Genomic DNA, 24,223 nt, shown 5'->3' with positions numbered 1-24,223 from the left:
GTTTTGGAAAAACGGGAAGTCAGGCTATTGCCTTACTGCTCAGTGAGTCAGGCGTTGGCCTCGATCACATCACGAATACGGTTTTTATAGGTTTCCAGCTTCTGCGGCGTCATCATGCGGCGCTCATCATCCAGCACCACACCGCCAACATCGTCGGCGATACGCTGGGCAGATTGCAGCATCAGCTTGAAGTTCTGATTCGCATCACCATAAGAAGGCACCATCATAAAGATGGAAATGCCCGGCGTGGTGAAATCACCCATATCGTCGGGGTTAAACGAACCCGGTTTCACCATGTTCGCCAGGCTGAACAGCACAGGGCCGCTTCCTGCAGGGCTCAGGTGACGGTGGAAGATGTTCATCTCACCGAACTGGAAGCCCGCCTGCAGCACGCCCTGTAACAGCGCTTCGCCGTTCAGCGTGCCGCCAGCGTGGGCGCCGACATGCAGCACCAGCACGGTTTCCTTCGCGCGTTCCTGCTTCGGTGCCGCTGCAGGCGCTTCTGGCTCTGCGGCGACCGGTTCCGCTTTAGCCTCGGCAACCGGCGCACGGGTAGCGACGTCAGGCTTAGCGGCAGGCTGCGGCTGATGAACAGACGGCTGCTGACGAACAGGCTCCGGCTCATCGTCGTAATCAGGTTCAGGCGCATGCGGCAGTTCGCCACCGAACAGCGGATCGAGCTCCGGCTGCTCGTCAATCTGCGGCTGGTGACGTACCGGTTCAGGCTGGGCACGAACGGGACGCGGTGGCGCTTGATCAGTGCCAAAAGCGGCTGGAGGAACGACATCATCGTCTTCATCATCAGCTCGCGACCGTTTCACCCGCACTTCACCCACGCCATCATCGACGTCGTCAAATGTCTCTTCTCTTTCCTGTTTTAAACGCTTGTGAGGGCGATCGCGAAAAACGGATGAGCGCTCTTTACGGCTGGTCCAGAGGCCGTGCAGTAAAAGCGCTATTATGGCGATCGCGCCAACAACGATTAATATCAGACGCAAATCCTGCATCATTGTATTCTCTGTTGTTCCAATACCTTGCCACCGCGGCAAACTTTATCCTCTAACTGTATTTGCCCTGGTTAACAAGTGCAAGTCCGTGCAGTATTTTCTGACAAATAAGCGTGCATCAACACGGTTTTTTGCTGTTTTTTCGTTCAAAAGCGCACTGGTCAGCGCAAATAGCTGAGTTATGCTAGCGTTGCAACACCGTCTGTAAGGAGAAAATCAGACCATGGCCCCGACAAATACCCCACCTTCTGTTAATGGCATTCACTATTTTTCGCAGGGCTGGAAGTTGATCCGCTTGCCGGGCATCCGCCGCTTTGTGATTGTGCCATTGGCGATCAACGTCCTGCTAATGGGCGGTGCTTTTATCTGGCTGTTCTGGCAACTTGGCCAGTGGCTCCCGGCCCTGATGGCTAAAGTTCCCGACTGGCTGCAATGGCTAAGCTATTTGCTCTGGCCGCTGACCGTTATTTCAATCGTATTGGTGTTCAGTTATTTCTTCTCCACCATTGCCAACTGGATAGCCGCGCCGTTCTGTGGCCTGTTGGCCGAGCAGCTTGAAGCCAGATTAACGGGCAAGCCGCTGCCAGACAGTGGCTGGGCCGGTCTGGTGAAAGACCTTCCGCGCATCATGAAACGCGAATGGCAAAAGCTGGCCTACTACCTGCCCCGCGCGATTGTGCTGTTGATCCTTTACTTTGTGCCGGGCTTTGGCCAGACCGTTGCGCCGGTGCTGTGGTTCCTGTTTAGCGCCTGGATGCTGTCGATTCAGTACTGTGACTATCCGTTCGATAACCATAAAGTCAGCTTCCAGCAGATGCGCATGGCATTGCGGCAAAACAAGACCGACAACATGCAGTTTGGCGCGCTGGTCAGCCTGTTCACCATGGTCCCTATTCTGAATTTGGCGATCATGCCGGTGGCGGTTTGTGGCGCGACAGCGATGTGGGTTGACCGCTATCGCACGACGCTCGGGCGAGTGGCGTAGGGCCTTATGCCATTTCCATTGCCCTTATTTCTGCATAACATATATATATACGATTTCTTCACTTCCTTGAGAAACTGAAGCGGGTATGCTTTCTGCGTTCCCAATTTTTCATACAGTTAAGGACGGGCTATGAGTAAGATTTATGAAGACAACTCTTTAACAATCGGTCATACACCGTTGGTTCGTCTGAACCGCATCGGTAACGGTCGCATTCTGGTAAAAGTGGAATCCCGTAACCCGAGCTTCAGCATAAAATGCCGTATCGGTGCCAATATGATTTGGGACGCAGAGAAACGTGGCATTCTGAAGCCAGGTGTTGAACTGGTTGAACCAACCAGCGGTAACACCGGTATCGCACTGGCCTATGTTGCCGCTGCGCGCGGTTACAAGCTGACGCTGACCATGCCGGAAACGATGAGCGTTGAGCGCCGCAAGCTGCTTAAAGCGCTGGGTGCCAACCTGATCCTGACCGAAGGCGCAAAAGGCATGAAAGGTGCCATCGCCAAAGCGGAAGAAGTGGTTGCCAGCAATCCGGACAAATTCGTGCTGTTGCAGCAGTTCAGCAACCCAGCCAACCCAGAAATCCACGAAAAAACCACCGGTCCTGAAATCTGGGAAGACACCGATGGCAACGTGGATGTGTTTATCGCCGGTGTCGGTACCGGCGGAACGCTGACCGGCGTTAGCCGTTATCTGAAAAATACCAAAGGCAAAAAGGATTTGATCACCGTTGCAGTAGAGCCAACGGATTCTCCGGTTATCGCTCAGGCGTTAGCAGGCGAAGAGATCAAGCCTGGTCCGCACAAAATCCAGGGTATCGGTGCCGGGTTTATCCCAGGCAACCTCGACCTGAACCTGATTGACCGCGTGGTGGCGATCACCAACGAAGAATCCATTTCTACTGCCCGTCGTCTGATGGAAGAAGAAGGGATTCTGGCCGGCATCTCTTCCGGTGCGGCGGTTGCTGCAGCACTGAAGCTGCAGGAAGAAGAAGCCTTCGCTAATAAGACCATCGTGGTGATTTTGCCGTCCTCCGGCGAACGCTATTTGAGTACTGCGCTGTTTGCCGATCTCTTCACCGAGAAAGAATTGCAGCAGTAACGCTGCAGCAGGCGGATTTGTCTAAAAAAGCACCCAAACGGGTGCTTTTTTGTGGAGCACATCAAAGTTTTGCCATCCTGCAGATTGCTTTTACCCGTCAGTGTCTGGTATCTAAGCTGCCATTATTTCGATCCACAAAATTAATCGCCGCGTGAGATGGATCAAGCTGAATCGATTTACTGGTTTGGCGCTACGGCACAATTCGCGGCATAATGGGAACAGGTTAGTGATGGCGCGTAACAGGTTTTACTCCGCCTCCACCCTACCCTTAAACAGCGCATTTTTTGGCGCGTCTTTGTACGCAGGCCAGCGCGACACATACAGGCTAAAGTCCGGTCACCAGGCTAGACTTTAGGTCGATAACATCAAACAAAATAAGTTGGGGAAAAAGCATGTTCCAGCAAGAAGTTACCATCACCGCACCTAACGGCCTTCATACCCGCCCTGCTGCACAGTTCGTGAAAGAAGCGAAAGCTTTTGCATCAGACATCACCGTGACCTCTAACGGCAAATCAGCCAGCGCGAAAAGCCTGTTCAAGCTGCAGACTCTGGGCCTGACTCAGGGAACTGTGGTGATGCTGTCTGCTGAAGGTGAAGACGAGCAGAAAGCGGTTGAGCATCTGGTCAAGCTGATGGCAGAGCTCGAATAAGCGCCTCTTCTCACGCTGAGCCAGTAAAATTAGTGCAAACATATTGATCGCGGACAGCATGTCCGCGTTGTTGCTTTCGTAAAGTACGTTTCTGTGCAAACCGGGAGCAGCCAGCGTGTTACGCTGTCGCCTACATAGAGGCTGGCTCGCTGAGGTGATTGACCCACAGATTCTGGGTTGTTCGCCCCGGGTGATTACTAGTAATTAAAAAGGTAGGGTTATGATTTCAGGTATTTTAGCATCACCGGGTATCGCTTTTGGCAAAGCGCTTCTGCTGAAAGAAGATGAGATAGTCATCAACCGGAAAAAAATTGCTGCCGACCAGGTTGAGCAAGAAGTTCAGCGTTTTCTCGACGGTCGCACCAAGGCTGCAAGCCAGCTGGAAGCGATCCGCATCAAAGCCGGCGAATCGCTGGGTGAAGAGAAAGCGGCCATCTTCGAAGGGCATATTATGCTGCTGGAAGATGAAGAGCTGGAACAGGAAATCATAGCCCTGATTAAAGACGATCTGTCTTCTGCCGACGCGGCTGCTCACTCTGTGATTGAAGGCCAGGCGAAAGCGTTAGAAGAGCTGGATGATGAATACCTGAAAGAGCGTGCGGCTGACGTGCGCGACATCGGTAAGCGTCTGTTGCAGAATATTCTGGGTCTGCACATCGTCGATCTCAGCGCCATTGCTGATGAAGTGCTGCTGGTTGCCAAGGATCTGACGCCGTCAGAGACCGCACAGCTGAACCTCGACAAGGTGCTCGGCTTTATTACCGATCTGGGTGGCCGTACCTCACACACCTCGATTATGGCGCGTTCCCTTGAGATCCCTGCCATCGTCGGTACCGGCAATGTCACCTCTCAGGTTAAGAATGACGACTATCTGATTCTGGACGGCGTAAACAACCAGATTTACGTCAATCCAACCGCAGAAAAAATTGAAGAGCTGAAGGCGATTCACGCGCAGTACGTGGGCGAGAAAAACGACCTGGCGAAACTGAAAGATCTGCCGGCGATTACGCTTGATGGCCATCAGGTTGAAGTCTGTGCCAACATCGGTACCGTGCGCGACGTCGCCGGCGCTGAGCGTAACGGCGCAGAAGGTGTCGGCCTGTACCGCACCGAATTCCTGTTTATGGACCGTGACTCCCTGCCTACCGAAGAAGAGCAGTTCCAGGCTTATAAAGCCGTGGCTGAAGCGATGGGCTCGCAGGCAGTGATCGTGCGCACCATGGACATCGGCGGCGATAAAGATCTGCCGTACATGAACCTGCCAAAAGAAGACAACCCATTCCTCGGCTGGCGCGCCATCCGTATCGCGATGGACCGTCCGGAAATCCTGCATGCTCAGCTGCGCGCTATCCTGCGTGCTTCCGCTTTCGGCAAGCTGCGCATCATGTTCCCGATGATCATTTCGGTCGAAGAAGTTCGCACCCTGAAAGGCGAGCTGGAAACGCTGAAAGCGCAGCTGCGCGAAGAAGGCAAAGCCTTTGATGAGACCATTGAAGTGGGCATTATGGTGGAAACACCGGCTTCAGCGGCAATTGCCCATCATCTGGCTAAAGAAGTTGATTTCTTCAGTATTGGTACCAACGACCTGACGCAGTACACGCTGGCGGTTGACCGTGGTAACGATCTGATCTCGCATCTGTACAACCCGATGACCCCTTCCGTACTGACACTTATCAAGCAAGTTATTGATGCGTCTCATGCTGAAGGCAAATGGACAGGGATGTGTGGTGAGCTGGCTGGCGATGAACGTGCTACACTGTTGTTATTGGGAATGGGGCTGGACGAATTCAGCATGAGTGCCATTTCTATCCCACGCATCAAGAAAATTATTCGTAATACGAATTTTGAAGATGCGAAGGCATTAGCAGAGCAGGCTATGGCTCAACCGACAGCGGATGAGTTGATGAACCTGGTTAACAAGTTCATTGAAGAAAAAACACTCTGCTAAGATGTGTAGACGCTGGCCCAATATTACTGCTTAGGAGAAGATCATGGGTTTGTTTTCAAAACTTTTTGGCGATAAGTCAGATACCGCATCTGGAGCCATTGAGATCGTAGCGCCACTGTCTGGTGAAATCGTCAATATCGAAGACGTACCGGACGTAGTGTTTGCGGAGAAAATTGTTGGCGACGGTATCGCTATCAAACCTACTGGCAATAAAATGGTTGCGCCGGTTGATGGCACCATCGGTAAAATTTTCGAAACCAATCATGCATTTTCCATCGAGTCAGACAACGGCATCGAGCTGTTTGTCCACTTCGGAATTGATACGGTTGAACTGAAGGGTGAAGGCTTCAAGCGCATCGCTGAAGAAGGCCAGAAAGTGAAAAAAGGCGACGTCGTTATCGAGTTCGACCTGGCACTTTTGGAAGAAAAAGCGAAATCAACGCTGACGCCGGTCGTCATCTCCAACATGGATGAGATCAAAGAGCTGGTTAAACTGACAGGTTCTGTGGTCGTGGGTGAAACACCTGTGATCCGTATCCGTAAGTAATCGGTTTTGCGTCTGAAACAGAGCCCCCTGAGCAGTCAGGGGGCTTTTTTTATGGCTGTTTGCCGCGTCGGATGGGGAACGAAGAGCGAAATATCTCGCTGACCTCAGGATGCTGCCAGCTTCGCTCCGGATAGGTTTGCTGCAACTCGGTAAGCTGAACGCCCGCCTGTTGATGCAGCCGATCGAGATCAAAACCCGGCTTAACCAGCTGTCGGTCCCACAACACCTTCTCTCCTGCCACAATCACGCCCTGCACATCGCGGCCGTTGCCGTTAATCACCAACGCGGTGATCGGATCAAAAACCTGCCCCATCGCCGGTTCATCCAGATCGAACAGCACAATATCCGCCTGCGCGCCCGCAGCCAGTCGCCCTAAATCCTCTCTGCCAAGGGCTTTGGCACCGCCCAGCGTTGCCATGCGGTAATATTCGGCCGCGCTGGCTGCAGCGCTGTCCGACGCCACCACGCGGCTCAGAATAGTGCCGAGATGCATATTGCTGATCATATCGGGCGGGAAGGTATCGGTGCCAAGCGCAAGGTTTACGCCCTTCTCACGCAGCTCGTCGAAGGATTCGAGATATTTACCGTGCCGCCCTGACACCAGCGGACAGGAAATCAGCGTGGCCTGCGACGCCGCCAGCCGCGCGATGTCTGCGGAGATCTTCACGCTGTCAGGCTGAGGACCACCTAAAAACTGCCCATGCGGTAACAGCATATGGCGATTGAGCAGCGAGAAATCCTCCAGCACTTCCAGCGAGCTCTTGCCTGCAAAGCGGGAAGCCACCTCATTGACCTCCAGCTGGCTTTGGCAACAGTGCAGGCGTGTCGGACAGCGCAGCGCGTTAACAGCCTGTGAGAGACCGTTAAACAGCGCGGGCGTGCCACCTTCAATTCGATCCGGTGCCAGCATACCTTTAACCGTTGCGCAGTTCCGCGCCGACAGCCGGTCGACAAACGCCACCGCCTGCTCAAGTCCGTGCAGACCTTTGGCTTCATCCAGCCGCAGAGTAATGCTACCGTCGGCTTCCACTACGTGGTAGCCAGCCATAAAGGCCGGACCAAGATAAGCGCGGATGCCCAGCGATTCCGCCACGTCAGCGGCGTAGCAGTATTCATCAAAGGTTTCTGCCCACTCGCGATAGAGGATTGAGGTGATGGGAAGTGCGGTGGTAATGCCGTTGCGTAACAGCTGGCTGTAAGCATAGCGTTTACTGAAGTCGAGCTGGTCCCGGCTGTACAGGTCGCGCCGGACCCAGTCGGCGGCGACAACCCGGCCCTTACGCCAGCCGGGCTGGTTATCAAATCCCAGCACGGTAGTATCGACATCGCCCAGCGCGTCCAGGTCGATAAAACCGGGCCCCACCAGCGCATTTCCGGCTTCAATCTCATCATCAACCTTGCCCGGATAACCATGGCCGACAAAAAGTATCTGCGCGCCCTGCCAGACCACTTCGCCATCCTGAAAAAGCTGATGATCGCCGTTTTCATAGCCAACCACCCAGCGCGCCCGGATGCGGCTGACTTTCTGCGGGATATCGGTCAAAACAGGCACTCCCCGTTGCGGGCAATCACCACGCCCTGTTTGATCACGGTGCGTCCCGACGGCGGGCAGGCGATCGCTTCAGCCATCGCGCGGGCCGGCACCAGCACCATATCCGCCCGACAGCCAACGTTCAGACCGTAATTTTCCAGCCGCATCACCTCCGCGCCGCCTTCGGTAACGGTTCGCGCAGCCTTGAGGATTTCACTGTCCTTGCGCCAGCGGTAGCGTAAGCCCATCAGCATCGCGCGCTGCAACATATCGCCGTTGCCATAGGGGTTCCAGGTATCGCGCACGCCGTCATTCCCGGCGCAGACCCGCACGCCTGCGGCACGCAGCAGATCGAAAGGCGGAACGGCGACGTTAGTAGGCGCAGTGGTGGCGATGGCGATGTCCAGCTCCGCAAGCTGGTCGGCAAAGCGTTTCTGCGCGTCGGCATCAGCCATCCCGAGGCAGAAGGCGTGACTGATGGTCACTTTGCCAGCTAAACCGTATTCCCGCGTGCGGTTGATGATCAGCTCGGTGCTGAACGCCCCCAGTTCACCCAGCTCATGCAGGTGAATGTCCACGCCTTTGCCATATTTCGTCGCCAGGCGGAAAATGATATCGAGGTGTTTAACCGGATCCTTTTCATACGAGCAGGGATCCAGTCCGCCAATCAGATCGGCCCCCATCTGCAGCGCTTTTTCCAGCAGTGCTTCCGTTCCCGGACTGCGCAAAATCCCGCTCTGCGGGAAGGCGACGGTTTCAATATCCACCTGCCCGCGCAGCGTTTCTTTGGTAGCCAGCACGCCAGCAAGGTTATTCAGCCCGCATTCGTTATCGATGTCGATATGGCTACGGATAAACGCGGTGCCGTGGCTGATGCACTCACGGACTATCCGCTCCGATTGCAGCTGAATATCCGGCTGCTGATTGCGGCGATAGTCCCGTTCGTTGGCGATAATCGCCGTCAGATCCCGTGGCACATCGTTGTGATACCAGTCGCGTCCCCAGACGCTTTTATCAATGTGCGCGTGCCCATCCACCAGGCCTGGGAAAAGCTGGAAGCCGCGGCCATCAATCAGCGTACAGTCAGCGGTCGGTGCGGGCAACGTCGCGGCTCTGGCCACGATTTTACCCTGCTCCAGCAGCCAGTCTTCGGGTTGATGATGGTCAAATGCCGTCGCCTGCTTAATCAATAAGGTCATAAGGTTGCTGCTCCTGTGATAAGGGATTGCTGAGGCTGTAACGCCAGCTCGGGGAAATGGCATTCCACCTGATGGCTGGCCGAGCGGGAATGAATTACGGGCGCTTCACTGCGGCATTTCGCCGTGGCGTGCGGACAACGCGGGTGGAAGGCACAGCCGGAAGGCGGATTTAAGGGGCTGGGAACCTCGCCGGTTAATGCGCTGCGTTCACGAGTGTTGCCCGCAAGATTGGGGATGGCGGCCATCAGCAGACGGGTATAAGGGTGCGCCGGATGACTGAAAATCTCCTCGACGGTGCCGGTCTCAACGATGCGCCCCAGATACATCACGCCCACGCGATCGGAGAAGTGCGAAATCACCGACATATTATGGCTGATAAAAAAGTAGGTCAGCCCCAGCTCGCGCTGAAGCTTGCGCATCAGGTTCAGCACCTGCGCCTGCACCGACACATCCAGCGCCGAGGTAGGCTCATCACAGATCAAAAATCGTGGCTGGGTTGCCAGCGCCCGGGCGATAGAGATTCGCTGCCGCTGCCCGCCTGAAAACTGGTGCGGATATTTCTCCATATCAGCCGCCGTCAGCCCCACCTGCTCCAGCAGAGCAATACATTGCTGCCGCGCCTGACGGTAGTGCCCTACCCGCTTTTGCAGGCACAGAGGCTCGGCAATAATCCGCTCGATTCGCCAGCGGGGATTCAGGCTGGCGTAGGGATCCTGAAAAATCATCTGAATGCCGCTGGCAGAAGGTGCCGCCTGTGGATCTAACGTTTGCCCGGCAAAAGCGATCTCGCCTGCTTCCGGCTGATAAAGCCCGGCCAGCGCGCGCGCCACCGTCGATTTACCGCAGCCGGATTCGCCGACCAGGCTGAAGGTTTCGCCCTGACGAATATCGAAGCTGATACCGCGCACTGCCTGCAGCCGCGGCGGCTTACCTTTGCTGAACAGGCTGCGCTGACCGACCCGAAAACTGATATGCAGATCCTTGACCGACAGCACCACGCGTGGAGAGGCAACGGGTTTCATAGCGAACTCCCAGGCAGGTTAAGACAGGCGACGCTTGATGAGCCGACAGTCAGCAAGGCGGGCTCCTGTTGACGACAGTGTGCCGTACAGTGCGTGCAGCGCGGATGGAAGGTACAGCCCGACGGCAGTTGCGTCAGACGCGGCATCGCGCCTTCAATCTGGGTGAGGAATTCCTGGCGTTGATGCATCGACGGAATAGACGCCATCAACCCCTGGGTATAGGGATGACGGGGATGGTGAATGACATCGGCAACCGGCCCAATCTCTACCAGTCTGCCGGCGTACATCACCGCTACCCGATCGCAAATTTCGGCGATCACGCCCATATCATGGGTAATCAGCATCACGGCGGTTTGGTGCTGTTTGCATAACCGCCGCAGCAGCGCCAGCACCTGCGCCTGCACCGACACATCCAGCGCCGTGGTCGGTTCATCGGCGATCACCAGCTGCGGATCGACGCACAGCGCCAGCGCGATAACGATGCGCTGACGTAACCCACCCGAAAGCTGATGCGGGTACTGGTCCATACGCATTTCCGGGCTGCTGATGCCGACTTCGGTCATCAAATCAATCGCCCGCTGGCGACAGGCCGACGCGGAGAGCTTGAGATGGGTGGCAATGGTTTCGGTCAGCTGGTCGCCGATGGTCAACACCGGATTCAGGCTGGTCAGCGGATCCTGGAAGATGCAACCAATCGCTTTGCCACGCAGCTTGCGGCGGGGTTCCTCTTTCAGGTTATCAATGCGTTGGTGATTAAAGCGGATTTCGCCACCGCTGATGCGGCCCGGCAGGGTCAGCAATCCGCTGATCGCCGCGCCGGTCAGCGATTTCCCCGCACCGGATTCGCCAACGATGCCGAGGATTTCCCCCGGCTTCAGCGAGAAGCTGACCTCATGCAGCGCCTGCACATCGCCTTTACGGTGCAGGAATTCCACCGAAAGTTGCTTCACTTCCAGCAACGGTTCAATTTCAATCGCGTCAGGATTCATCATTCTTTTCTCACTTAGCGCAGGCGCGGGTTAAGCACATCGCGCAGCCAGTCGCCCAGCACGTTAAACGCCAGCGACAGCGTCACCAACACCAGCGCCGGGAATAACACCACCCACCACTGACCCGAGAATAAAAACTGATTGCCTTCGTTGATCAGCGTGCCCAGCGAAGGTTGATCCGGCGGCATGCCGACGCCGAGGAACGAGAGCGTGGCTTCAGTAAGGATCGCCATTCCAAGATGCAGGGTCGCCAGCACCGACAGCGGGCTGATGACGTTCGGCAGGATATGGGCAAACATGATATGCAGGGTGCCGCCACCGCTGACGCGGGACGCCTGGACATACTCTTTCTGCTTCTCCAGCAGCGTCAGGCTTCTGATGGTGCGGGCATACTGCATCCAGCCGGTCAGGGTAATCGCCAGCACAATCACCGGCATCGCCACCGCACCGTACATCTCTTTCGGCACCAGCCCTCGCGCCACGCCGCTGATCAACAGTGAAAACATAATGGTGGGAATACTTAACATCGCGTCGGCAAGCCGCATGATCAGCGTGTCCACCCAGCCGCCGAGATATCCGCTGATCACCCCGAGCAGCGTGCCCACCACCAGCGAGCAGCCCACGCTGATCACCCCAACCGTTAAGGAGATGCTTAAGCCGTAAAGAATTAAGGAGAGCACATCCCGGCCCTGCACATCCGTTCCCAGCCAGAAGCGCGGATCGCCGGCCTCCAGCCAGGCCGGCGGCAGTTCTGAATCCATCAGATCGAAGCTGGAACTGTCAAAAATCGCGTGCGGTGCCAGCCAGTGGCTGAACAACGCCGCCAGCAGCAGCACCAGCGTCCAGATAAAGGCCAGCACCACCGGTTTTGAGCGCCAGAACAGCCAAAGAAAATCACTGTCCCGCCAGGCCGAAAGGCGCTGACGTAACCGGGTCAGGCTCCCGCTGGGCGCGGCTACGGCCGGGTTTTGTGGCATTTTCATTATTCCGCCCTCACTGTTTTTTCATTCGTGGATCGATCAGGAAATAGAGCAGATCGACCGTGGTATTAATAACGATAAAAATCAGTGCGATAAAAATCAGATAGGCCGAAATCACCGGGATATCGACATAGTTAATCGCCTGAATAAACAGCAGTCCCATGCCTGGCCACTGGAACACAGTTTCGGTGACGATGGCGAAGGCGATCAGCCCGCCGATTTGCAGGCCGATAATGGTCACCACCGGCAGCAGCGCATTACGCAGCGCGTGATGGAACCAGATGCTGCGGGACTTCAGCCCTCGCGCCCGGGCGAACTTGATGTAATCGGTGCCCATCACCTCCAGCATCTGCGTTCTTACCAGGCGGATAATCAGGGTGATCATAAACAGCGACAGCGAAATCGCCGGCAGGATCACCGAGCGCCAGCCGCTCAGGCTTAACAGGCCGGTACTCCAGAAGCCCAGATGCACCGTGTCACCGCGCCCGCTGGAAGGGAACCAGCCCAGCCACACCGAGAAGATGATGATCAGCAGGATGCCGGTCAGAAAGCTGGGTAACGAGATGCCGATTAACGACAAGCCCTGGATCAGGCCGGGCATCACCCGGTTCTTGCTGATAGCCGACCAGACGCCCAACGGAAATCCCACCACCAGCGACAGCACCACCGCCACAAACACCAGTTCCAGCGTGGCGGGCAGGCGTTCCATAATCAGATGGAACACATCGACCTGGTTGTAATAGGAGATGCCAAAATCGCCGTGCAGGATGCGCTGCATAAAGTGCAGAAACTGCGTCAGCATCGGATCGCTCAATCCTAACGAATTTCTCAGCTGCATCCGTTCCGCCTGGGTGGCGCTTTCCGGCAGCATGTTATTCACCGGATCGCCCAGATACTGGAACATCGAGAAGGCGATAAACGCCACCACCACCATCAGACACAGCGCCTGAATCAACTTCTTAATCAGAAAGAGAGGCATAGGTCATCTGTCCGTTCAGAGGGTTACTTAACGCTGCTGTACCACAGGCGCACCACGTTGTCCGGGCTCTGCTTGATGGCGATATTTTTCTTCGCCACCCACACCACCGGCTCGAAATGCATCGGCATAAACGGCAGGTCTGCCTGCGCCAGGTTGATCTCCTGACGCAGCATTTCGGTTCGTTTCGCGCTGTCCAGCTCCGGGATAGACTGCTCGATCAGCTTATCGACGGCGGGATTCGAGTAGCGCGGCACGTTGAACATGCCGTAGCCGCTGCCGTCATTGGTATGCAGCAGCTGCACGGAAATGCTGTAGGCATCCATAATCGGCAGGTTCGCCCAGCCCAGCACGCCAATATCGGTTTTGCCGTTATCGGTGATCTGGTTGTAAACGCTGTTGGTATGCATGGTCAGCGTGGTTTTGACGCCGATTTTTGCCCAGTAGCTCTGCACCGCCTGGCACCACTGCGGCGCGTTCATATACATCCCTTCCGGGCAGTCAAATGCCAGTGAAAAGCCTTTGCCGTAACCCGCTTCGGCCAGCAACGCTTTGGCTTTTTCCGGGTTGTAGTCCAGCGTGATGGCGCTGGCCGCGTCATAGCCAGGAATGGCCGGTGCCAGATAGGTATTGGCGACGCTGGTCATTTTGCGCATGATTTTTTGCACGATGGCCTCGCGGTTCACCGCCATCATCAGGGCCTGCCGCACGCGCAGATCTTTCAGCGGGTTTTTGCCGTCGACGTTGCCGGCATTCAGGGTGTCGCGCAGGTTAAAGGTAAGGAAGTCGACGCGCAACGAGGGACTGATCAGGGTTTGCAGCGTCCGATCCTGATTCAGCCGGGCGATATCCTGCAACGGCACGCTGGTCACCAAATCGTATTCGCCCGCCAGAATGCCGGAGAGACGCGTGGCGTCGGCGGTGATCGGTTTGAAAATAATGCGGTCAATGTTGGTTTGCGAATGCGCCTTGTTCCACCAGTCGGGGTTACGCACCAGCACCATCTGCGCTTCACGCTGGCGGCTTTGCAGCATAAACGGTCCGGTGCCGTTGGTGTTATTGGTGGCGAAGCCTTCGGTTCCCTGGCTCATGCTGGTCGGTGACAGCGCGTTATGCTGTGCCATCCACTCCTTGTCCATCATCATCACGCCGCTCAGTTCATTCAGCGCGATACCGCTTTTCTCTTTCAGATGAATATCGACGGTGTACTTGTCGACGGCCACCGCATCTTTGATGGTGGATGCGTTGGCACGGATGCCGGAAGCCGGATCGGTGACGCGCGCAATGGACGCCACCACATCGGCCGAATCAAAGTCATCACCGTTCTGGAACTTAACGCCCTGACGCAGGGTAAAGCGCAGCGTGGTGTCGTTAACATATTCCCAGCCTGTCGCCAGCGTCGGCTGCAGCTTCAGGTCGTTATCGCGCTGCAATAACGCTTCATAGATATGGTTCTGGAAGGTCAACGCCGTGGTAGAGGCATAGGCGTAAGGGTCCAGCGTGGGAATATCTGCGGCAACGGCCCAACGTACGACGTTTTCAGCCTTTGCCCACGGAGAAGCAATCAGACCCAACAACAGTGTAACCATGACTTTTTTCATTTTTCCGCCTGGAGGTAACAGTGAAAGAAGAGGCACCTTAAACAAATAGCAACAAACCCTTTAATTGCTAGCAATCATTGCTAGCATTAACTGTGCCAGATCGCAGAAAAGAAAAAATAAGCTGATAACACGGGAGATTAGGCGGAGGGGAGAAAAAGCAGTGCAGATTGAGTTGCCCAAAAATGGAACAAAAAAAGCAGGAAAACACACCGTATTGGTGCAAAGCGGCAGGAGCGGAAGCGATCCGCTCCTGTGGGGATCAGGCCGTGCGGCCGATTTCTGGCGTCAGGATCCATTCAGCGCTGTCGTTCAGCACGTCCATATGGGTGATTTTACCTTCACGCACTTCGTAACGGTCGACGTAGCGATTGCCGGCAAACTCGCGGCCATCGGGCCACTGGCCATACAGCGTGCCGGTCGCATAGACCACAACGTGATCGCCCCGATCCATCCAGTCGAACTGCCCCAACTGTTTTTTTACCCATTGATAGCGGGCACCGTTAAATGCCGTGATCGCCTGCGGATCGGGCATTTCGCGCCGTCCGGTGAAGGTGATTTTTACATCTTTGGTCATATAGGTGGCCGCCAGCACCGGGTCCGGTGCCATTGATGCCGCCAAAAAGTCTTTGACGAGATCAACCGCTGAACAATCGTTAGTCATGGTTTTCTCCAGTTTTACTTGAACAGGCATCAGGGGATTCCGTCAGCGCCATACCGGCGCTGGTCAGCCCGGATGGGGTGAGGAATAACAAAATGGCATCTAAATTGCTAGAGATAATTATAATATTGCTAGCAATTAAGGATTCACCATGAGTGCTGTTCAGTTTATTCATGCCCGGCTGGCCCACAGCGACCGGCTTCAAACCCTGTGGGTGCAAGACGGCCGCTTTATCTCCTCGCCTGAGAAAGCAATCCCCGGCTGTTCCACCGTCGATTTAGGCGGCAATCTGGTGCTGTCGGGGCTGGTGGAAACCCATCTTCATCTGGATAAAGCCTGTATTTTGTCCCGCTGCCAGCTGCACAAGGGCACGCTCGGCGAAGCCATCGAACAAACCCGGCTGGCGAAAGCCACTTTTAGCGAAGAGGATGTCTATCAGCGCGGGGCGAAGGTGCTGGAGCAGGCCATTTTGCAGGGCACCAGCTGGATCCGCACGCATATCGAAATCGATCCACAGATTGGGCTCACCGGGTTTAAGGCGATCAAACGGCTGAAAGCGGATTATGCGTGGGCGATCGATCTCAGCCTGTGCGTTTTCCCGCAGGAAGGCTTGCTGAACAATCCGGGCACCGAGGCGTTGCTGGAGGACGCGCTGGCTTCAGGTGCCGATCTGCTGGGCGGCTGCCCGTATACCGACAGCGATCCCTGCGGGCAGATTGACCGCCTGTTTGCGCTGGCCGCTCGCTGGCAGGTGGATCTCGATTTCCATCTGGACTTCGATCTGCAGGCCGACAGCAGCAACATGGACTATGTGATTGCCGCCACCGAACGCTGGCAGATGGCGGGCCGGGTCACGCTGGGCCATGCGACACGTCTCGCAGCCCTGGCTGAACCGCAGCTGATCGCGCTGGCACACCGGCTGGCGAACGCGGGCGTGCAGATCACCGCCCTGCCTGCCACCGACCTGTTTCTCACTGGCCGTGACCAGTTTCAGCTGAAGCCGCGTGGCGTTGCGCCGCTGGCCACGCTCGATCGCTGCGGCGTGACCTGCTCACTCTCCAGCAACAACATTGGCAACCCGTTCACGCCGTATGGCGATGCGTCGCTGGTGCGTCAGGCAAACCTGTTTGCCAACGTCACGCAGCTGGCCACGTCAGCAGAAATGCTGCGCTGCCTGGCGTGGATCTCCAGCCAGTCGGCGAAAATGTTGCGGCTAAAAAACTATGGCTTAACGCCGGGATGTCAGGCTGATTTTGTGGTGTTTGCCAGCGCGCAGGCGTGTGAGGTCGTGAGGGAAATTGCGGTGCCGCTGATGGGCTTTAAGCGCGGGCGACAAACCTTTCATCGCCCGGCCGCGCAGTTACTCAGAGACTAGGAAGAGAGCGTCAGCGCCTGGCGCAGGCTCAGGGAATCTGGCGAGGTGTCATTCAGATCCAGCTGCTGCTCCAGCTCATTAAGATGGGCAATCATAATCGCCTGCGCACGGGCCAGATCGCCCTCTTTCAGCGAGCTGACAATTGCGCTGTGCTCGTCGCACTGGCAGGAAGGAATATCGTTACGCTGGTAAAGCGCCACAATCAACGAGCTGCGCACCATCAGGTTGGCGAGGATTTCACTCAGCACCTGATTGCCACTGACTTTGCCTAACAGCAGATGAAACTGGCTCAGCTCACGGACAATTTCCCGGCGGTCATCAAGCTTAGTGGCATTCACTTCCGCCAGCTGCTGGGCTTCCAGCTCAGCCAGATGGGCAGCCATATTTTCAGGCGTGATGCAGGCAATGATGGCGCTTTCGATGGCGCGGCGGGCAGTAAAAATTTCACGGGCTTCACGGGCTTCTGGCTGCGCGACCATCGCGCCACGGTTGGGCTCAATGGTGACGATATGCTGCAGCGCCATGCGTTGCAGGGCCGACTGAACGTGGTTGCGGTTGGCATCCAGCACGTCCACAATTTGCGCTTCCACCAGTCGCGTTCCCGGCTTTAAACGATGCTGAGCGATGGCAATGGACAACGCTTCAACGATCCGCTGGACTTCCTGTTGCTTGCTGGTCGCAACTTTACTCATCCCTTACCTCATGAACGTGATTGCTAACGATTTAAGCCGACAATCATAGCACCGTGCGGCACAATTAAACCACCCAGTGTGGCAAACGTAACGTAAGTTCCAGCCCGCCGTTCTTGCCGTTGACTGCGCTGACCTCGCCCTGATGGGCCAGCAGCACTTTGCGTACGATCGACAGCCCCAGTCCGTAGCCTTTTCCCGACAGCGGCGAATTCACCCGCACAAAGGGATCGAAGATGCTGGAGAGCTTATCGGCATCCACGCCCGGCCCCTGATCGATCACGCTGATATTCAGCCAGCCCTGCTCCTGACGCAGATTGATCACCACCCGTTGTCCCTGCAATGAGTAGCGAAGCGCGTTACGCACCACGTTTTCCACCGCCGAACGGATCAGCTTGGCATCCCCTTTAACGGTGTAGTCGCCGCTCTTGTCGGCAAACAGCAGGATTTCCACGCCGGGGATTTGCGCTTCATAGCGGGCATCGTTTGCCACCGCTTCCAGCAGGCCCAGTAAATCAAAGTACTGCTCGTCGGGCATGGCTTCATGTTCAGCCCGCGAGAGGGTCAACAGTTCGCCAATCATCTTATCCAGACGACGCGCCTCTTCATCGATGCGATCCAGCGACTGGCCAACGGATTCCGGCGTCTGGCGGGCCAGTCCGGTTGCGAGCTGCAAACGTGCCAGCGGTGAGCGTAATTCATGGGAGACATCATGCAGCAGCTCTTCGCGCGCCTTCACCAGCACCGAAAGGCGCTCAACCATTGCATCGAAATCCTGCGCCACCACCGACAGCTCATCGTAACGACGTCGCATTACCGGGAACAGGCGTACCGAAAGATCGCCTTTGGAGACGCGGTCAAACCCGGCGCGCAGCTGGCGCATCGGTCGGGTCAGGTTCCATGCCAGTATCAGGCTGAAGAGTAAACCGCCGCCGCCGGCCAAAAATAGCATCGGCTCGGGGATATTGAGGAAGCTGCGGCGCGGGCCGCCCATATGGCTGTCTTCGCGCAGGCCCTGCACATCGTAGCGCAGCTGATACTGCTGGCCGTCGGCACCAGTTACCCACTCAATCACTTCTTTAGGAAACTCACCCGGACGCAGGTCACGATTCAAATCGCCGCGCGGAATTTCCTGCGGCGGCTTTTGCATCACCTGCACCGAGAAGAAACGGCGGTCGCTGTCAGACCAGTCGGCCATCATATCATTCAGCGCGTCCATGCCGCCGCGCTGCAGGACCGACACCGCCGAGGTCATCTGCAGATTGACGATGCGCCGGGCCGCGAGGCTTTCCGGCGGCTCATGGTGCTTGCCGTAAAAGGAAAAGCTCAGCCACAGAAACTGGCTCATGATCAAAAAAGTCAGCCAGAAGCCCAGCAAAATTTTCCAGAACAACAGCCCGCGAAACCCTGCTTTCATCGGATACGGTAGCCAATGCTGCGCACGGTTTCGATGTTGATCGTCTCGTTAGTTAAGGCGGCCAGCTTCTGGCGGATGTTGCTGATATGCACGTCGACGCTGCGGTCATAGGCTTCGCGCGGGCGTCCAAGGCCTTTTTCAGACAGCTCGTCCTTCGAGACCACGCGGTCAGGAGAACGCAGCAGCAGATCGAGCAAGTTGAACTCCGAGGCCGTTAAATCAAACGCCTGTTTTTTCCATTCGCTGATGCGCGTGGCCGGATTCAGCGTCAGATCGCCCCAGGTTGCCAGCTCTTTGCTTTCGACAACCACCGGCTGCTCTTCAACGCGGCGCAGTACGGCGCGCAGTCGGGCGACCAGCTCGCGCGGATAGCAAGGTTTCGGCACGTAGTCATCGGCACCCATTTCCAGGCCAATCACCCGGTCAATGTTGTCGCCTTTGGCGGTCAGCATGATCACCGGCAGGCGGCAGTTCTGCCGGACCTGGCGCAGCACATCAATACCGCTCATATCGGGCAGCATAATGTCGAGGATCATCGCGTTGTACTCGCCAGACAGTGCGCCTTCAACGCCCGCTTTGCCGGTTAACACCAGCGAAGCGTCGAAGCCTTCAGCAATCAGGTACTGGCTGAGCATGGTGCCCAGCTCGAGGTCGTCGTCGACCAGTAAAATTTTCATACAGCATCTCTCAGTGAGTCAGCCGCTATATTCACCTGTCGGTGACTTAATAGCAGCCGGTTTTACCTAATCCTTACAGTGTATCAGCAGGAATTAGTAAACGCCGGTAGAGAGATAACGGTCGCCGCGATCGCACACTATCGCCACCACGATACTGCCCGGCTGCTCCTCCGCAATGCGCAGTGCGCCGGCAACCGCACCGCCGGAACTGACGCCGCAGAAAATGCCTTCACGGCGGGCCAGCAAACGCATGGTTTGCTCCGCTTCGGCCTGCGCCATATCGATCACCCGGTCCACCAGCTCCGGGCGGTAAATGCCCGGCAAATAGGCCTCGGGCCAGCGACGGATACCGGGAATGCTGCTGCCTTCAGCGGGCTGCAAACCGACGATTTGCACGCTGTCGCACTGCTCTTTCAGATAGCGACCCACGCCGGTAATGGTGCCGGTGGTGCCCATGCTGGAGACGAAATGGGTTAATCGTCCGGCAGACTGCTGCCAGATTTCCGGTGCGGTGGTGGTGTAATGTCCCAGCGGATTGTCCGGGTTGTTGAACTGGTCGAGGACCTTGCCCTCGCCTCTGGCTTCCATCTCCTTTGCCAGATCGCGTGCGCCTTCCATCCCGAGAGTTTTGCTGACCAGAATCAGCTCGGCACCGTAAGCCTGCATCGCCATCTGGCGTTCCACGCTCATGTTCTCAGGCATCAACAGCTTCAGCGCATAGCCTTTCATCGCGGCGATCATCGCCAGCGCGATCCCGGTGTTGCCACTGGTGGCCTCGATCAGCACGTCGCCCGGCTGGATCTCACCGCGACGCTCGGCCCGATCGATCATCGAGAAAGCGGCACGATCCTTTACCGAACCTGCGGGATTATTGCCTTCCAGCTTCAGCCAGATTTCGCTGCCGTTGGCGGGCGTCATGCGCTGAAGCTTGATCAGGGGCGTGTTGCCGATGGTATTTTCTAGTGTGGTCACTGTGCGATTCCTGGAAGGAGCCAGAAAAGCTGGCAAAAAAAAAGGGTCAGGAAGACCTGACCCTGTTCGACTAGAAAATATCAGGCACTTTGCGCAAAGGCAACCTGTCGCAACGGCGTTTCACCTTTGTACAGGCGAGCCTGTTGCAGGCCTACAAACAGCTGCTCGCCGCGAACCGGCGCAGTCTGCGTCCCTTCCACCACCAGCGTAATCGGATCCAGGCCCCAGCCGGCTGGCTGCGCAACCAGCTGCCAGTAGTGACCGCGCGGGCTGACTTCCAGCACCTGCACCGGTAACGGCGTTTCCAGGCTGCTGTGGCGGCTGACGTCGATTTCCCACGGACGCAGGAACAGCTCGACGCGGCCCTGATGCGCGGGCGTATAGCCCAACGGCCAGTGATGCGCGCCAACGTGGAACTGGGAACCATGCACTTCGGCTTCAAAGCGGTTCACTTCACCGAGGAACTCCAGCACAAACCGGGTAGCCGGATCGCGCCAGACGTCGTCCGGTGTGCCGACCTGTTCAATGTTGCCCTGGCTCATCACCACCACGCGATCGGCCACTTCCATCGCTTCTTCCTGGTCGTGGGTCACGAAGACGCTGGTGAACTTCAATTCTTCATGCAGCTGACGCAACCAGCGGCGCAGCTCTTTACGTACCTGGGCATCCAGCGCACCGAACGGCTCATCGAGCAGCAGGATCTGCGGTTCAACCGCCAGCGCACGCGCCAGCGCCACACGCTGTTTCTGACCGCCCGAAAGCTGTGCCGGGAAGCGCGTAGCCAGATGGCTTAACTGCACCATCTCCAGCAGCTTGGTGACTTTCTGCTTAATCACCGCCGCAGAAGGACGTTCGCGGCGTGGCAGCACGGTCAGGCCGAAGGCGATGTTATCGAACACCGTCATATGGCGGAACAAGGCGTAATGCTGGAACACAAAGCCCACCTGGCGGTCGCGCGCGTGCAGCTGGGTGACGTCTTTGCCATTAAAGCTCAGACGGCCGCTGTTCTGGCTTTCCAGCCCGGCAATAATGCGCAGCAGCGTGGTTTTCCCTGAGCCAGAAGGCCCAAGCAATGCCACCATCTGACCGGAAGGGATATCCAGTGAAATATCGTTCAGGACCTTAGTACGGCCGAAAGATTTGTTAATTTTGCTGATATCAATGCTCATGGTTCCCCTCCTGTTGCAAACGCTTGTTCTGGTGTTCTAAACGCCATTGCAGCGCGCTCTTCAGAAACAGTGTGACTATCGCCATCAGGGTTAACAGCCCGGCCGCCGTAAAGGCCCCGACGGTGTTGTAATCCTGATGCAGTAATTCAACTTGTAATGGCAGCGTGTAGGTCTCGCCGCGAATCGATCCCGAGACCACCGAGACCGCACCGAATTCGCCAATCGCACGGGCATTGGTCAGTACCAGACCGTACAACAGCGCCCAGCGGATATTGGGCAGGGTCACCCGCCAGAACATTTTCCAGCCTGACGCGCCTAACAACACCGCCGCTTCATCTTCATTGCTGCCCTGACTCAACATCACCGGCACCAGCTCACGGACCACAAACGGACAGGTCACAAAGATGGTCACCATCGCCATCCCCGGCCAGGAGAACATCAGCTGGATATTGTGTGCGTCCAGCCAGCCGCCTGCCGGGCCGTTGACGCCCCAGAACAGCAGATACATCAGCCCCGCCACCACCGGCGACACGGCAAAAGGAATATCAAACAGGGTCAGCAGCAGCTGGCGGCCGGGGAAATCAAAGCGCGTAACCAGCCAGGCCAGCAGCGTCCCGAACACCAGATTGACCGGCACGGTAATCAGCGCCATCAGGACGGTCAGCCAGATTGAGTGCAGCATGTCGCCATCTTTCAGGTTGCTGAACGACGCCATAAGGCCGTTGGAGAAGGCGCTGGTAAAAATCGCCACCATCGGCACCACCAACAGCCCAAAGGAGATCAGCATGCCCAGCGCAATCAGGATCCATTTACCCCAGTTGATGCGGCTGCGGCTGGCCCCTTTCAATTCGGTGATATCAGCCATTAATGACCTCCAATACGACGGCCAAAGCGGCTCTGTAAGGTGTTAATCGCGAACAGCAGCAGCAGCGATGCCGCGAGGATCACTGACGCAATGGCGCTGGCGGCAGGATAATCAAACTCCTGCAAACGGACGAAAATCATCAGCGAGGTCACTTCGGTTTTCCAGGCAATGTTGCCGGCAATAAAGATCACCGCACCAAACTCGCCCAGGCTGCGGGTAAAGGACAACGCGGTGCCGGCCAGCAATGCCGGCGCCACTTCAGGCAGCACCACGCGACGGAAGCTCTGCCAAGGCGTGGCGCCCAGCGTTTCGGCCGCTTCTTCGTATTCCGGGCCCAGTTCTTCAAGCACCGGCTGAACGGTACGCACCACAAACGGAATGCTGGTAAACGCCATGGCGACGGCAATGCCCAGCCAGGTGTAAGACACTTTAATGTCGAACTGCGCCAGCCATTGACCATACCAGCCGTTGACCGAGAACAGGCCGGCCAGCGTCAAGCCCGCCACCGCCGTCGGTAAAGCAAACGGCAGATCCATTAAGCCATCCAGCAGCGTGCGGCCAGGAAAACGATAGCGGGTGAGGATCCACGCCATCAGCATGCCGAACACGGCATTGAACAACGAGGCCACGCCGGCTGAAATCAGGGTAACTTTGTAGGCGGCCATCACCTGTGGGTTGGTCACGACTTCCCAATACTGAGACAGCGTCATTTGCGACAGCTGCATCAGCAGTGCGCTGATCGGCAACAGCAGGATCAGGCAGGTGAAGAACAGGCTGCTACCGAGGCTGATACCAAAGCCTGGCAGCACGCGCTTACTTTTAGTGGCAAACATTACTGATGTCCTGCGGCTAACAATTTGTCCAGCTCACCACCGCTGGCGAACTGGGTTTTCATTACCTGGTCCCAGCTGCCGAAGGCCTCTTCCACGCGGAAAAGGTCAACCGCCGGGAAACGATCTTTCTGCTGCGCCATCAGCTCAGGATTGTTCACGCGGTAGTAATACTGCGTGATAATTTTCTGCGCCGCTGGCGTGTAGAGATAGCCCAGGTAGGCTTTAGCGGCTTTGCCGGTGTTATTGGCCTCGACATTTTTGTCGACCCAGGTCACCGGGAACTCCGCCAGGATATTGGTTTTTGGCACCACCACTTCGTAGCCATCTTTGGCGTACTGATTGCGGATATTGTTCACTTCCGACTCGAAGCTGATCAGCACATCGCCCTGCCCACGCTCAACGAAGGTGGTGGTGGCACCGCGACCGCCGGTATCAAAGACCTCGACGTTTTTCAGGAACTGAGTCATAAACTGCTCGGTTTTAGCCCGATCTTTACCGTCCGCTTTATCGGCGGCGCCCCAGGCAGCCAGGTAGGTGTAACGCCCGTTGCCTGACGTTTTTGGATTGGGGAACACCAGCTTCACATCAGTTTTCACCAGGTCATCCCAACTGTGGATGTTCTTGGGGTTGCCCTTGCGCACGAGGAACGCCATGGTCGAATAGAACGGTGAGCTGTTATTGGCGAAACGTTTTTGCCAGTCGGCCGGGATCAGATTGCCGCGATCGTGCAAAATCTGCACGTCAGTCACCTGGTTGTAGGTCACCACATCGGCTTTCAGGCCCTGCAAAATGGCCAGCGCCTGCTTGGATGAGCCGGCGTGTGACTGTCTGATAGTCAGCTTGTCACCGTTATTTTGCTCGGCCCACTGTTTTTCAAAAGGCGCATTCAGGGCGACAAACAGCTCGCGCGAGACGTCGTAGGAGCTGTTCAACAGCTCGGTAGCCTGAGCGGACCCGGCTAACAGCAACGAGAAAGCGGCACTGCTCATTATTTTTTTAACCGTCGGTAACGTCATTATGCACCCTGGGAAA

Annotated in this window: 23 protein-coding genes; 6 read left to right on the top strand and 17 right to left on the bottom strand. The window is 56.6% G+C overall.

Going from position 1 to position 24,223, the window contains the following annotated elements; translation table 11 throughout:
- Window positions 1–47: 47 nt before the first annotated feature.
- Entirely contained in the window at window positions 48–1,010 is a 963-nt protein-coding gene (gene zipA / locus AC0IXH_RS00665; protein WP_346593979.1) for a cell division protein ZipA, read from the bottom strand.
- A 220-nt stretch (window positions 1,011–1,230) separates the two neighbouring features.
- Here zipA and cysZ point away from each other — a divergent pair, with 220 nt between their 5' ends.
- From cysZ to crr, 5 genes are all read left to right on the top strand, one after another.
- A complete protein-coding gene (cysZ, locus tag AC0IXH_RS00660; protein ID WP_013203288.1) occupies window positions 1,231–1,992 on the top strand; it encodes a sulfate transporter CysZ in 762 nt (253 codons plus the stop codon).
- Window positions 1,993–2,121: 129 nt separating this feature from the next.
- Window positions 2,122–3,093, top strand: a complete 972-nt coding sequence (cysK, locus tag AC0IXH_RS00655) for a cysteine synthase A (RefSeq protein ID WP_013203289.1) — start codon at window positions 2,122–2,124, stop codon at window positions 3,091–3,093.
- Window positions 3,094–3,485: 392 nt separating this feature from the next.
- Entirely contained in the window at window positions 3,486–3,743 is a 258-nt protein-coding gene (gene ptsH / locus AC0IXH_RS00650; protein WP_013203290.1) for a phosphocarrier protein Hpr, read from the top strand.
- A 220-nt stretch (window positions 3,744–3,963) separates the two neighbouring features.
- Window positions 3,964–5,691 (top strand): phosphoenolpyruvate-protein phosphotransferase PtsI, encoded by a 1,728-nt coding sequence (gene ptsI / locus AC0IXH_RS00645; RefSeq protein ID WP_013203291.1) that lies wholly within the window; start codon window positions 3,964–3,966, stop codon window positions 5,689–5,691.
- A 43-nt stretch (window positions 5,692–5,734) separates the two neighbouring features.
- A complete protein-coding gene (gene crr / locus AC0IXH_RS00640) occupies window positions 5,735–6,238 on the top strand; it encodes a PTS glucose transporter subunit IIA (RefSeq protein WP_053144436.1) in 504 nt (167 codons plus the stop codon).
- A 49-nt stretch (window positions 6,239–6,287) separates the two neighbouring features.
- Here the strand turns inward: crr and AC0IXH_RS00635 are convergent, their stop codons facing one another.
- The 8 genes from AC0IXH_RS00635 to AC0IXH_RS00600 form a co-directional block, all read right to left on the bottom strand.
- Window positions 6,288–7,790: an amidohydrolase family protein gene (locus tag AC0IXH_RS00635; RefSeq protein ID WP_471719751.1), complete on the bottom strand. Its 1,503-nt coding sequence runs from the start codon at window positions 7,788–7,790 to the stop codon at window positions 6,288–6,290.
- Window positions 7,778–8,968: an amidohydrolase family protein gene (locus AC0IXH_RS00630; protein ID WP_471719750.1), complete on the bottom strand. Its 1,191-nt coding sequence runs from the start codon at window positions 8,966–8,968 to the stop codon at window positions 7,778–7,780. Before AC0IXH_RS00630 ends, AC0IXH_RS00635 begins: the two co-directional genes overlap by 13 nt.
- On the bottom strand, window positions 8,965–9,990 hold the full coding sequence (locus AC0IXH_RS00625) for an ABC transporter ATP-binding protein (RefSeq protein ID WP_471719749.1): 1,026 nt from the start codon (window positions 9,988–9,990) through the stop codon (window positions 8,965–8,967). The genes AC0IXH_RS00630 and AC0IXH_RS00625 overlap by 4 nt, the downstream gene beginning before the upstream one ends.
- On the bottom strand, window positions 9,987–10,979 hold the full coding sequence (locus AC0IXH_RS00620) for an ABC transporter ATP-binding protein (protein ID WP_471721104.1): 993 nt from the start codon (window positions 10,977–10,979) through the stop codon (window positions 9,987–9,989). Before AC0IXH_RS00620 ends, AC0IXH_RS00625 begins: the two co-directional genes overlap by 4 nt.
- 14 nt (window positions 10,980–10,993) lie before the next feature.
- Window positions 10,994–11,962, bottom strand: a complete 969-nt coding sequence (locus tag AC0IXH_RS00615) for an ABC transporter permease (protein WP_013203297.1) — start codon at window positions 11,960–11,962, stop codon at window positions 10,994–10,996.
- A gap of 10 nt (window positions 11,963–11,972) precedes the next feature.
- Entirely contained in the window at window positions 11,973–12,938 is a 966-nt protein-coding gene (locus AC0IXH_RS00610) for an ABC transporter permease (protein WP_053144442.1), read from the bottom strand.
- Between the two features lie 23 nt (window positions 12,939–12,961).
- The gene (locus AC0IXH_RS00605; RefSeq protein WP_346593970.1) at window positions 12,962–14,536 is read right to left on the bottom strand and encodes an ABC transporter substrate-binding protein; all 1,575 of its coding nucleotides are present in this window, start codon (window positions 14,534–14,536) and stop codon (window positions 12,962–12,964) included.
- Window positions 14,537–14,795: 259 nt separating this feature from the next.
- Window positions 14,796–15,197 (bottom strand): nuclear transport factor 2 family protein, encoded by a 402-nt coding sequence (locus AC0IXH_RS00600; RefSeq protein ID WP_106381737.1) that lies wholly within the window; start codon window positions 15,195–15,197, stop codon window positions 14,796–14,798.
- A 148-nt stretch (window positions 15,198–15,345) separates the two neighbouring features.
- On the opposite strand from AC0IXH_RS00600, the gene AC0IXH_RS00595 reads away from it, so the two are divergent.
- Window positions 15,346–16,569, top strand: a complete 1,224-nt coding sequence (locus AC0IXH_RS00595; protein ID WP_471719748.1) for an amidohydrolase family protein — start codon at window positions 15,346–15,348, stop codon at window positions 16,567–16,569.
- Here the strand turns inward: AC0IXH_RS00595 and AC0IXH_RS00590 are convergent.
- The 8 genes from AC0IXH_RS00590 to AC0IXH_RS00555 form a co-directional block, all read right to left on the bottom strand.
- Window positions 16,566–17,261: a GntR family transcriptional regulator gene (locus AC0IXH_RS00590; RefSeq protein WP_013203302.1), complete on the bottom strand. Its 696-nt coding sequence runs from the start codon at window positions 17,259–17,261 to the stop codon at window positions 16,566–16,568. The two genes, AC0IXH_RS00595 and AC0IXH_RS00590, sit on opposite strands and share 4 nt — an antisense overlap.
- 64 nt (window positions 17,262–17,325) lie before the next feature.
- Window positions 17,326–18,675, bottom strand: coding sequence for an ATP-binding protein (locus AC0IXH_RS00585; protein WP_013203303.1), 1,350 nt, complete (start codon window positions 18,673–18,675; stop codon window positions 17,326–17,328).
- Window positions 18,672–19,352, bottom strand: coding sequence for a response regulator transcription factor (locus AC0IXH_RS00580; RefSeq protein WP_013203304.1), 681 nt, complete (start codon window positions 19,350–19,352; stop codon window positions 18,672–18,674). The genes AC0IXH_RS00585 and AC0IXH_RS00580 overlap by 4 nt, the downstream gene beginning before the upstream one ends.
- A gap of 93 nt (window positions 19,353–19,445) precedes the next feature.
- Window positions 19,446–20,324, bottom strand: a complete 879-nt coding sequence (cysM, locus tag AC0IXH_RS00575; RefSeq protein ID WP_013203305.1) for a cysteine synthase CysM — start codon at window positions 20,322–20,324, stop codon at window positions 19,446–19,448.
- A gap of 80 nt (window positions 20,325–20,404) precedes the next feature.
- Entirely contained in the window at window positions 20,405–21,493 is a 1,089-nt protein-coding gene (gene cysA, locus AC0IXH_RS00570) for a sulfate/thiosulfate ABC transporter ATP-binding protein CysA (protein WP_013203306.1), read from the bottom strand.
- The gene (gene cysW, locus AC0IXH_RS00565) at window positions 21,483–22,358 is read right to left on the bottom strand and encodes a sulfate/thiosulfate ABC transporter permease CysW (RefSeq protein ID WP_013203307.1); all 876 of its coding nucleotides are present in this window, start codon (window positions 22,356–22,358) and stop codon (window positions 21,483–21,485) included. The genes cysA and cysW overlap by 11 nt, the downstream gene beginning before the upstream one ends.
- Entirely contained in the window at window positions 22,358–23,191 is an 834-nt protein-coding gene (cysT, locus tag AC0IXH_RS00560; RefSeq protein WP_013203308.1) for a sulfate/thiosulfate ABC transporter permease CysT, read from the bottom strand. The genes cysW and cysT overlap by 1 nt, the downstream gene beginning before the upstream one ends.
- Window positions 23,191–24,207 carry a sulfate ABC transporter substrate-binding protein gene (locus AC0IXH_RS00555; RefSeq protein ID WP_346593960.1) on the bottom strand — a complete coding sequence of 339 codons (1,017 nt, stop codon included), beginning with the start codon at window positions 24,205–24,207 and terminating at the stop codon, window positions 23,191–23,193. Before AC0IXH_RS00555 ends, cysT begins: the two co-directional genes overlap by 1 nt.
- Window positions 24,208–24,223: the final 16 nt, after the last annotated feature.

The sequence above is a fragment of the Erwinia sp. AC075 genome (genome assembly GCF_979253995.1).
The sequence above is the reverse complement of the archived record's forward strand: the minus strand, read 5'-3'. Positions and strand labels throughout refer to the sequence as shown.

Bases quoted from the DNA above. Each gene is read 5' to 3' on its own strand.
- zipA (WP_346593979.1), bottom strand. From the start codon at position 1,010: ATGATGCAGGATTTGCGTCTGATATTAATCGTTGTTGGCGCGATCGCC.
- cysZ (WP_013203288.1), top strand. From the start codon at position 1,231: ATGGCCCCGACAAATACCCCACCTTCTGTTAATGGCATTCACTATTTT.
- cysK (WP_013203289.1), top strand. From the start codon at position 2,122: ATGAGTAAGATTTATGAAGACAACTCTTTAACAATCGGTCATACACCG.
- ptsH (WP_013203290.1), top strand. From the start codon at position 3,486: ATGTTCCAGCAAGAAGTTACCATCACCGCACCTAACGGCCTTCATACC.
- ptsI (WP_013203291.1), top strand. From the start codon at position 3,964: ATGATTTCAGGTATTTTAGCATCACCGGGTATCGCTTTTGGCAAAGCG.
- crr (WP_053144436.1), top strand. From the start codon at position 5,735: ATGGGTTTGTTTTCAAAACTTTTTGGCGATAAGTCAGATACCGCATCT.
- AC0IXH_RS00630 (WP_471719750.1), bottom strand. From the start codon at position 8,968: ATGACCTTATTGATTAAGCAGGCGACGGCATTTGACCATCATCAACCC.
- AC0IXH_RS00625 (WP_471719749.1), bottom strand. From the start codon at position 9,990: ATGAAACCCGTTGCCTCTCCACGCGTGGTGCTGTCGGTCAAGGATCTG.
- AC0IXH_RS00620 (WP_471721104.1), bottom strand. From the start codon at position 10,979: ATGAATCCTGACGCGATTGAAATTGAACCGTTGCTGGAAGTGAAGCAA.
- AC0IXH_RS00615 (WP_013203297.1), bottom strand. From the start codon at position 11,962: ATGAAAATGCCACAAAACCCGGCCGTAGCCGCGCCCAGCGGGAGCCTG.
- AC0IXH_RS00610 (WP_053144442.1), bottom strand. From the start codon at position 12,938: ATGCCTCTCTTTCTGATTAAGAAGTTGATTCAGGCGCTGTGTCTGATG.
- AC0IXH_RS00605 (WP_346593970.1), bottom strand. From the start codon at position 14,536: ATGAAAAAAGTCATGGTTACACTGTTGTTGGGTCTGATTGCTTCTCCG.
- AC0IXH_RS00600 (WP_106381737.1), bottom strand. From the start codon at position 15,197: ATGACTAACGATTGTTCAGCGGTTGATCTCGTCAAAGACTTTTTGGCG.
- AC0IXH_RS00595 (WP_471719748.1), top strand. From the start codon at position 15,346: ATGAGTGCTGTTCAGTTTATTCATGCCCGGCTGGCCCACAGCGACCGG.
- AC0IXH_RS00590 (WP_013203302.1), bottom strand. From the start codon at position 17,261: ATGAGTAAAGTTGCGACCAGCAAGCAACAGGAAGTCCAGCGGATCGTT.
- AC0IXH_RS00585 (WP_013203303.1), bottom strand. From the start codon at position 18,675: ATGAAAGCAGGGTTTCGCGGGCTGTTGTTCTGGAAAATTTTGCTGGGC.
- AC0IXH_RS00580 (WP_013203304.1), bottom strand. From the start codon at position 19,352: ATGAAAATTTTACTGGTCGACGACGACCTCGAGCTGGGCACCATGCTC.
- cysA (WP_013203306.1), bottom strand. From the start codon at position 21,493: ATGAGCATTGATATCAGCAAAATTAACAAATCTTTCGGCCGTACTAAG.
- cysW (WP_013203307.1), bottom strand. From the start codon at position 22,358: ATGGCTGATATCACCGAATTGAAAGGGGCCAGCCGCAGCCGCATCAAC.
- cysT (WP_013203308.1), bottom strand. From the start codon at position 23,191: ATGTTTGCCACTAAAAGTAAGCGCGTGCTGCCAGGCTTTGGTATCAGC.
- AC0IXH_RS00555 (WP_346593960.1), bottom strand. From the start codon at position 24,207: ATGACGTTACCGACGGTTAAAAAAATAATGAGCAGTGCCGCTTTCTCG.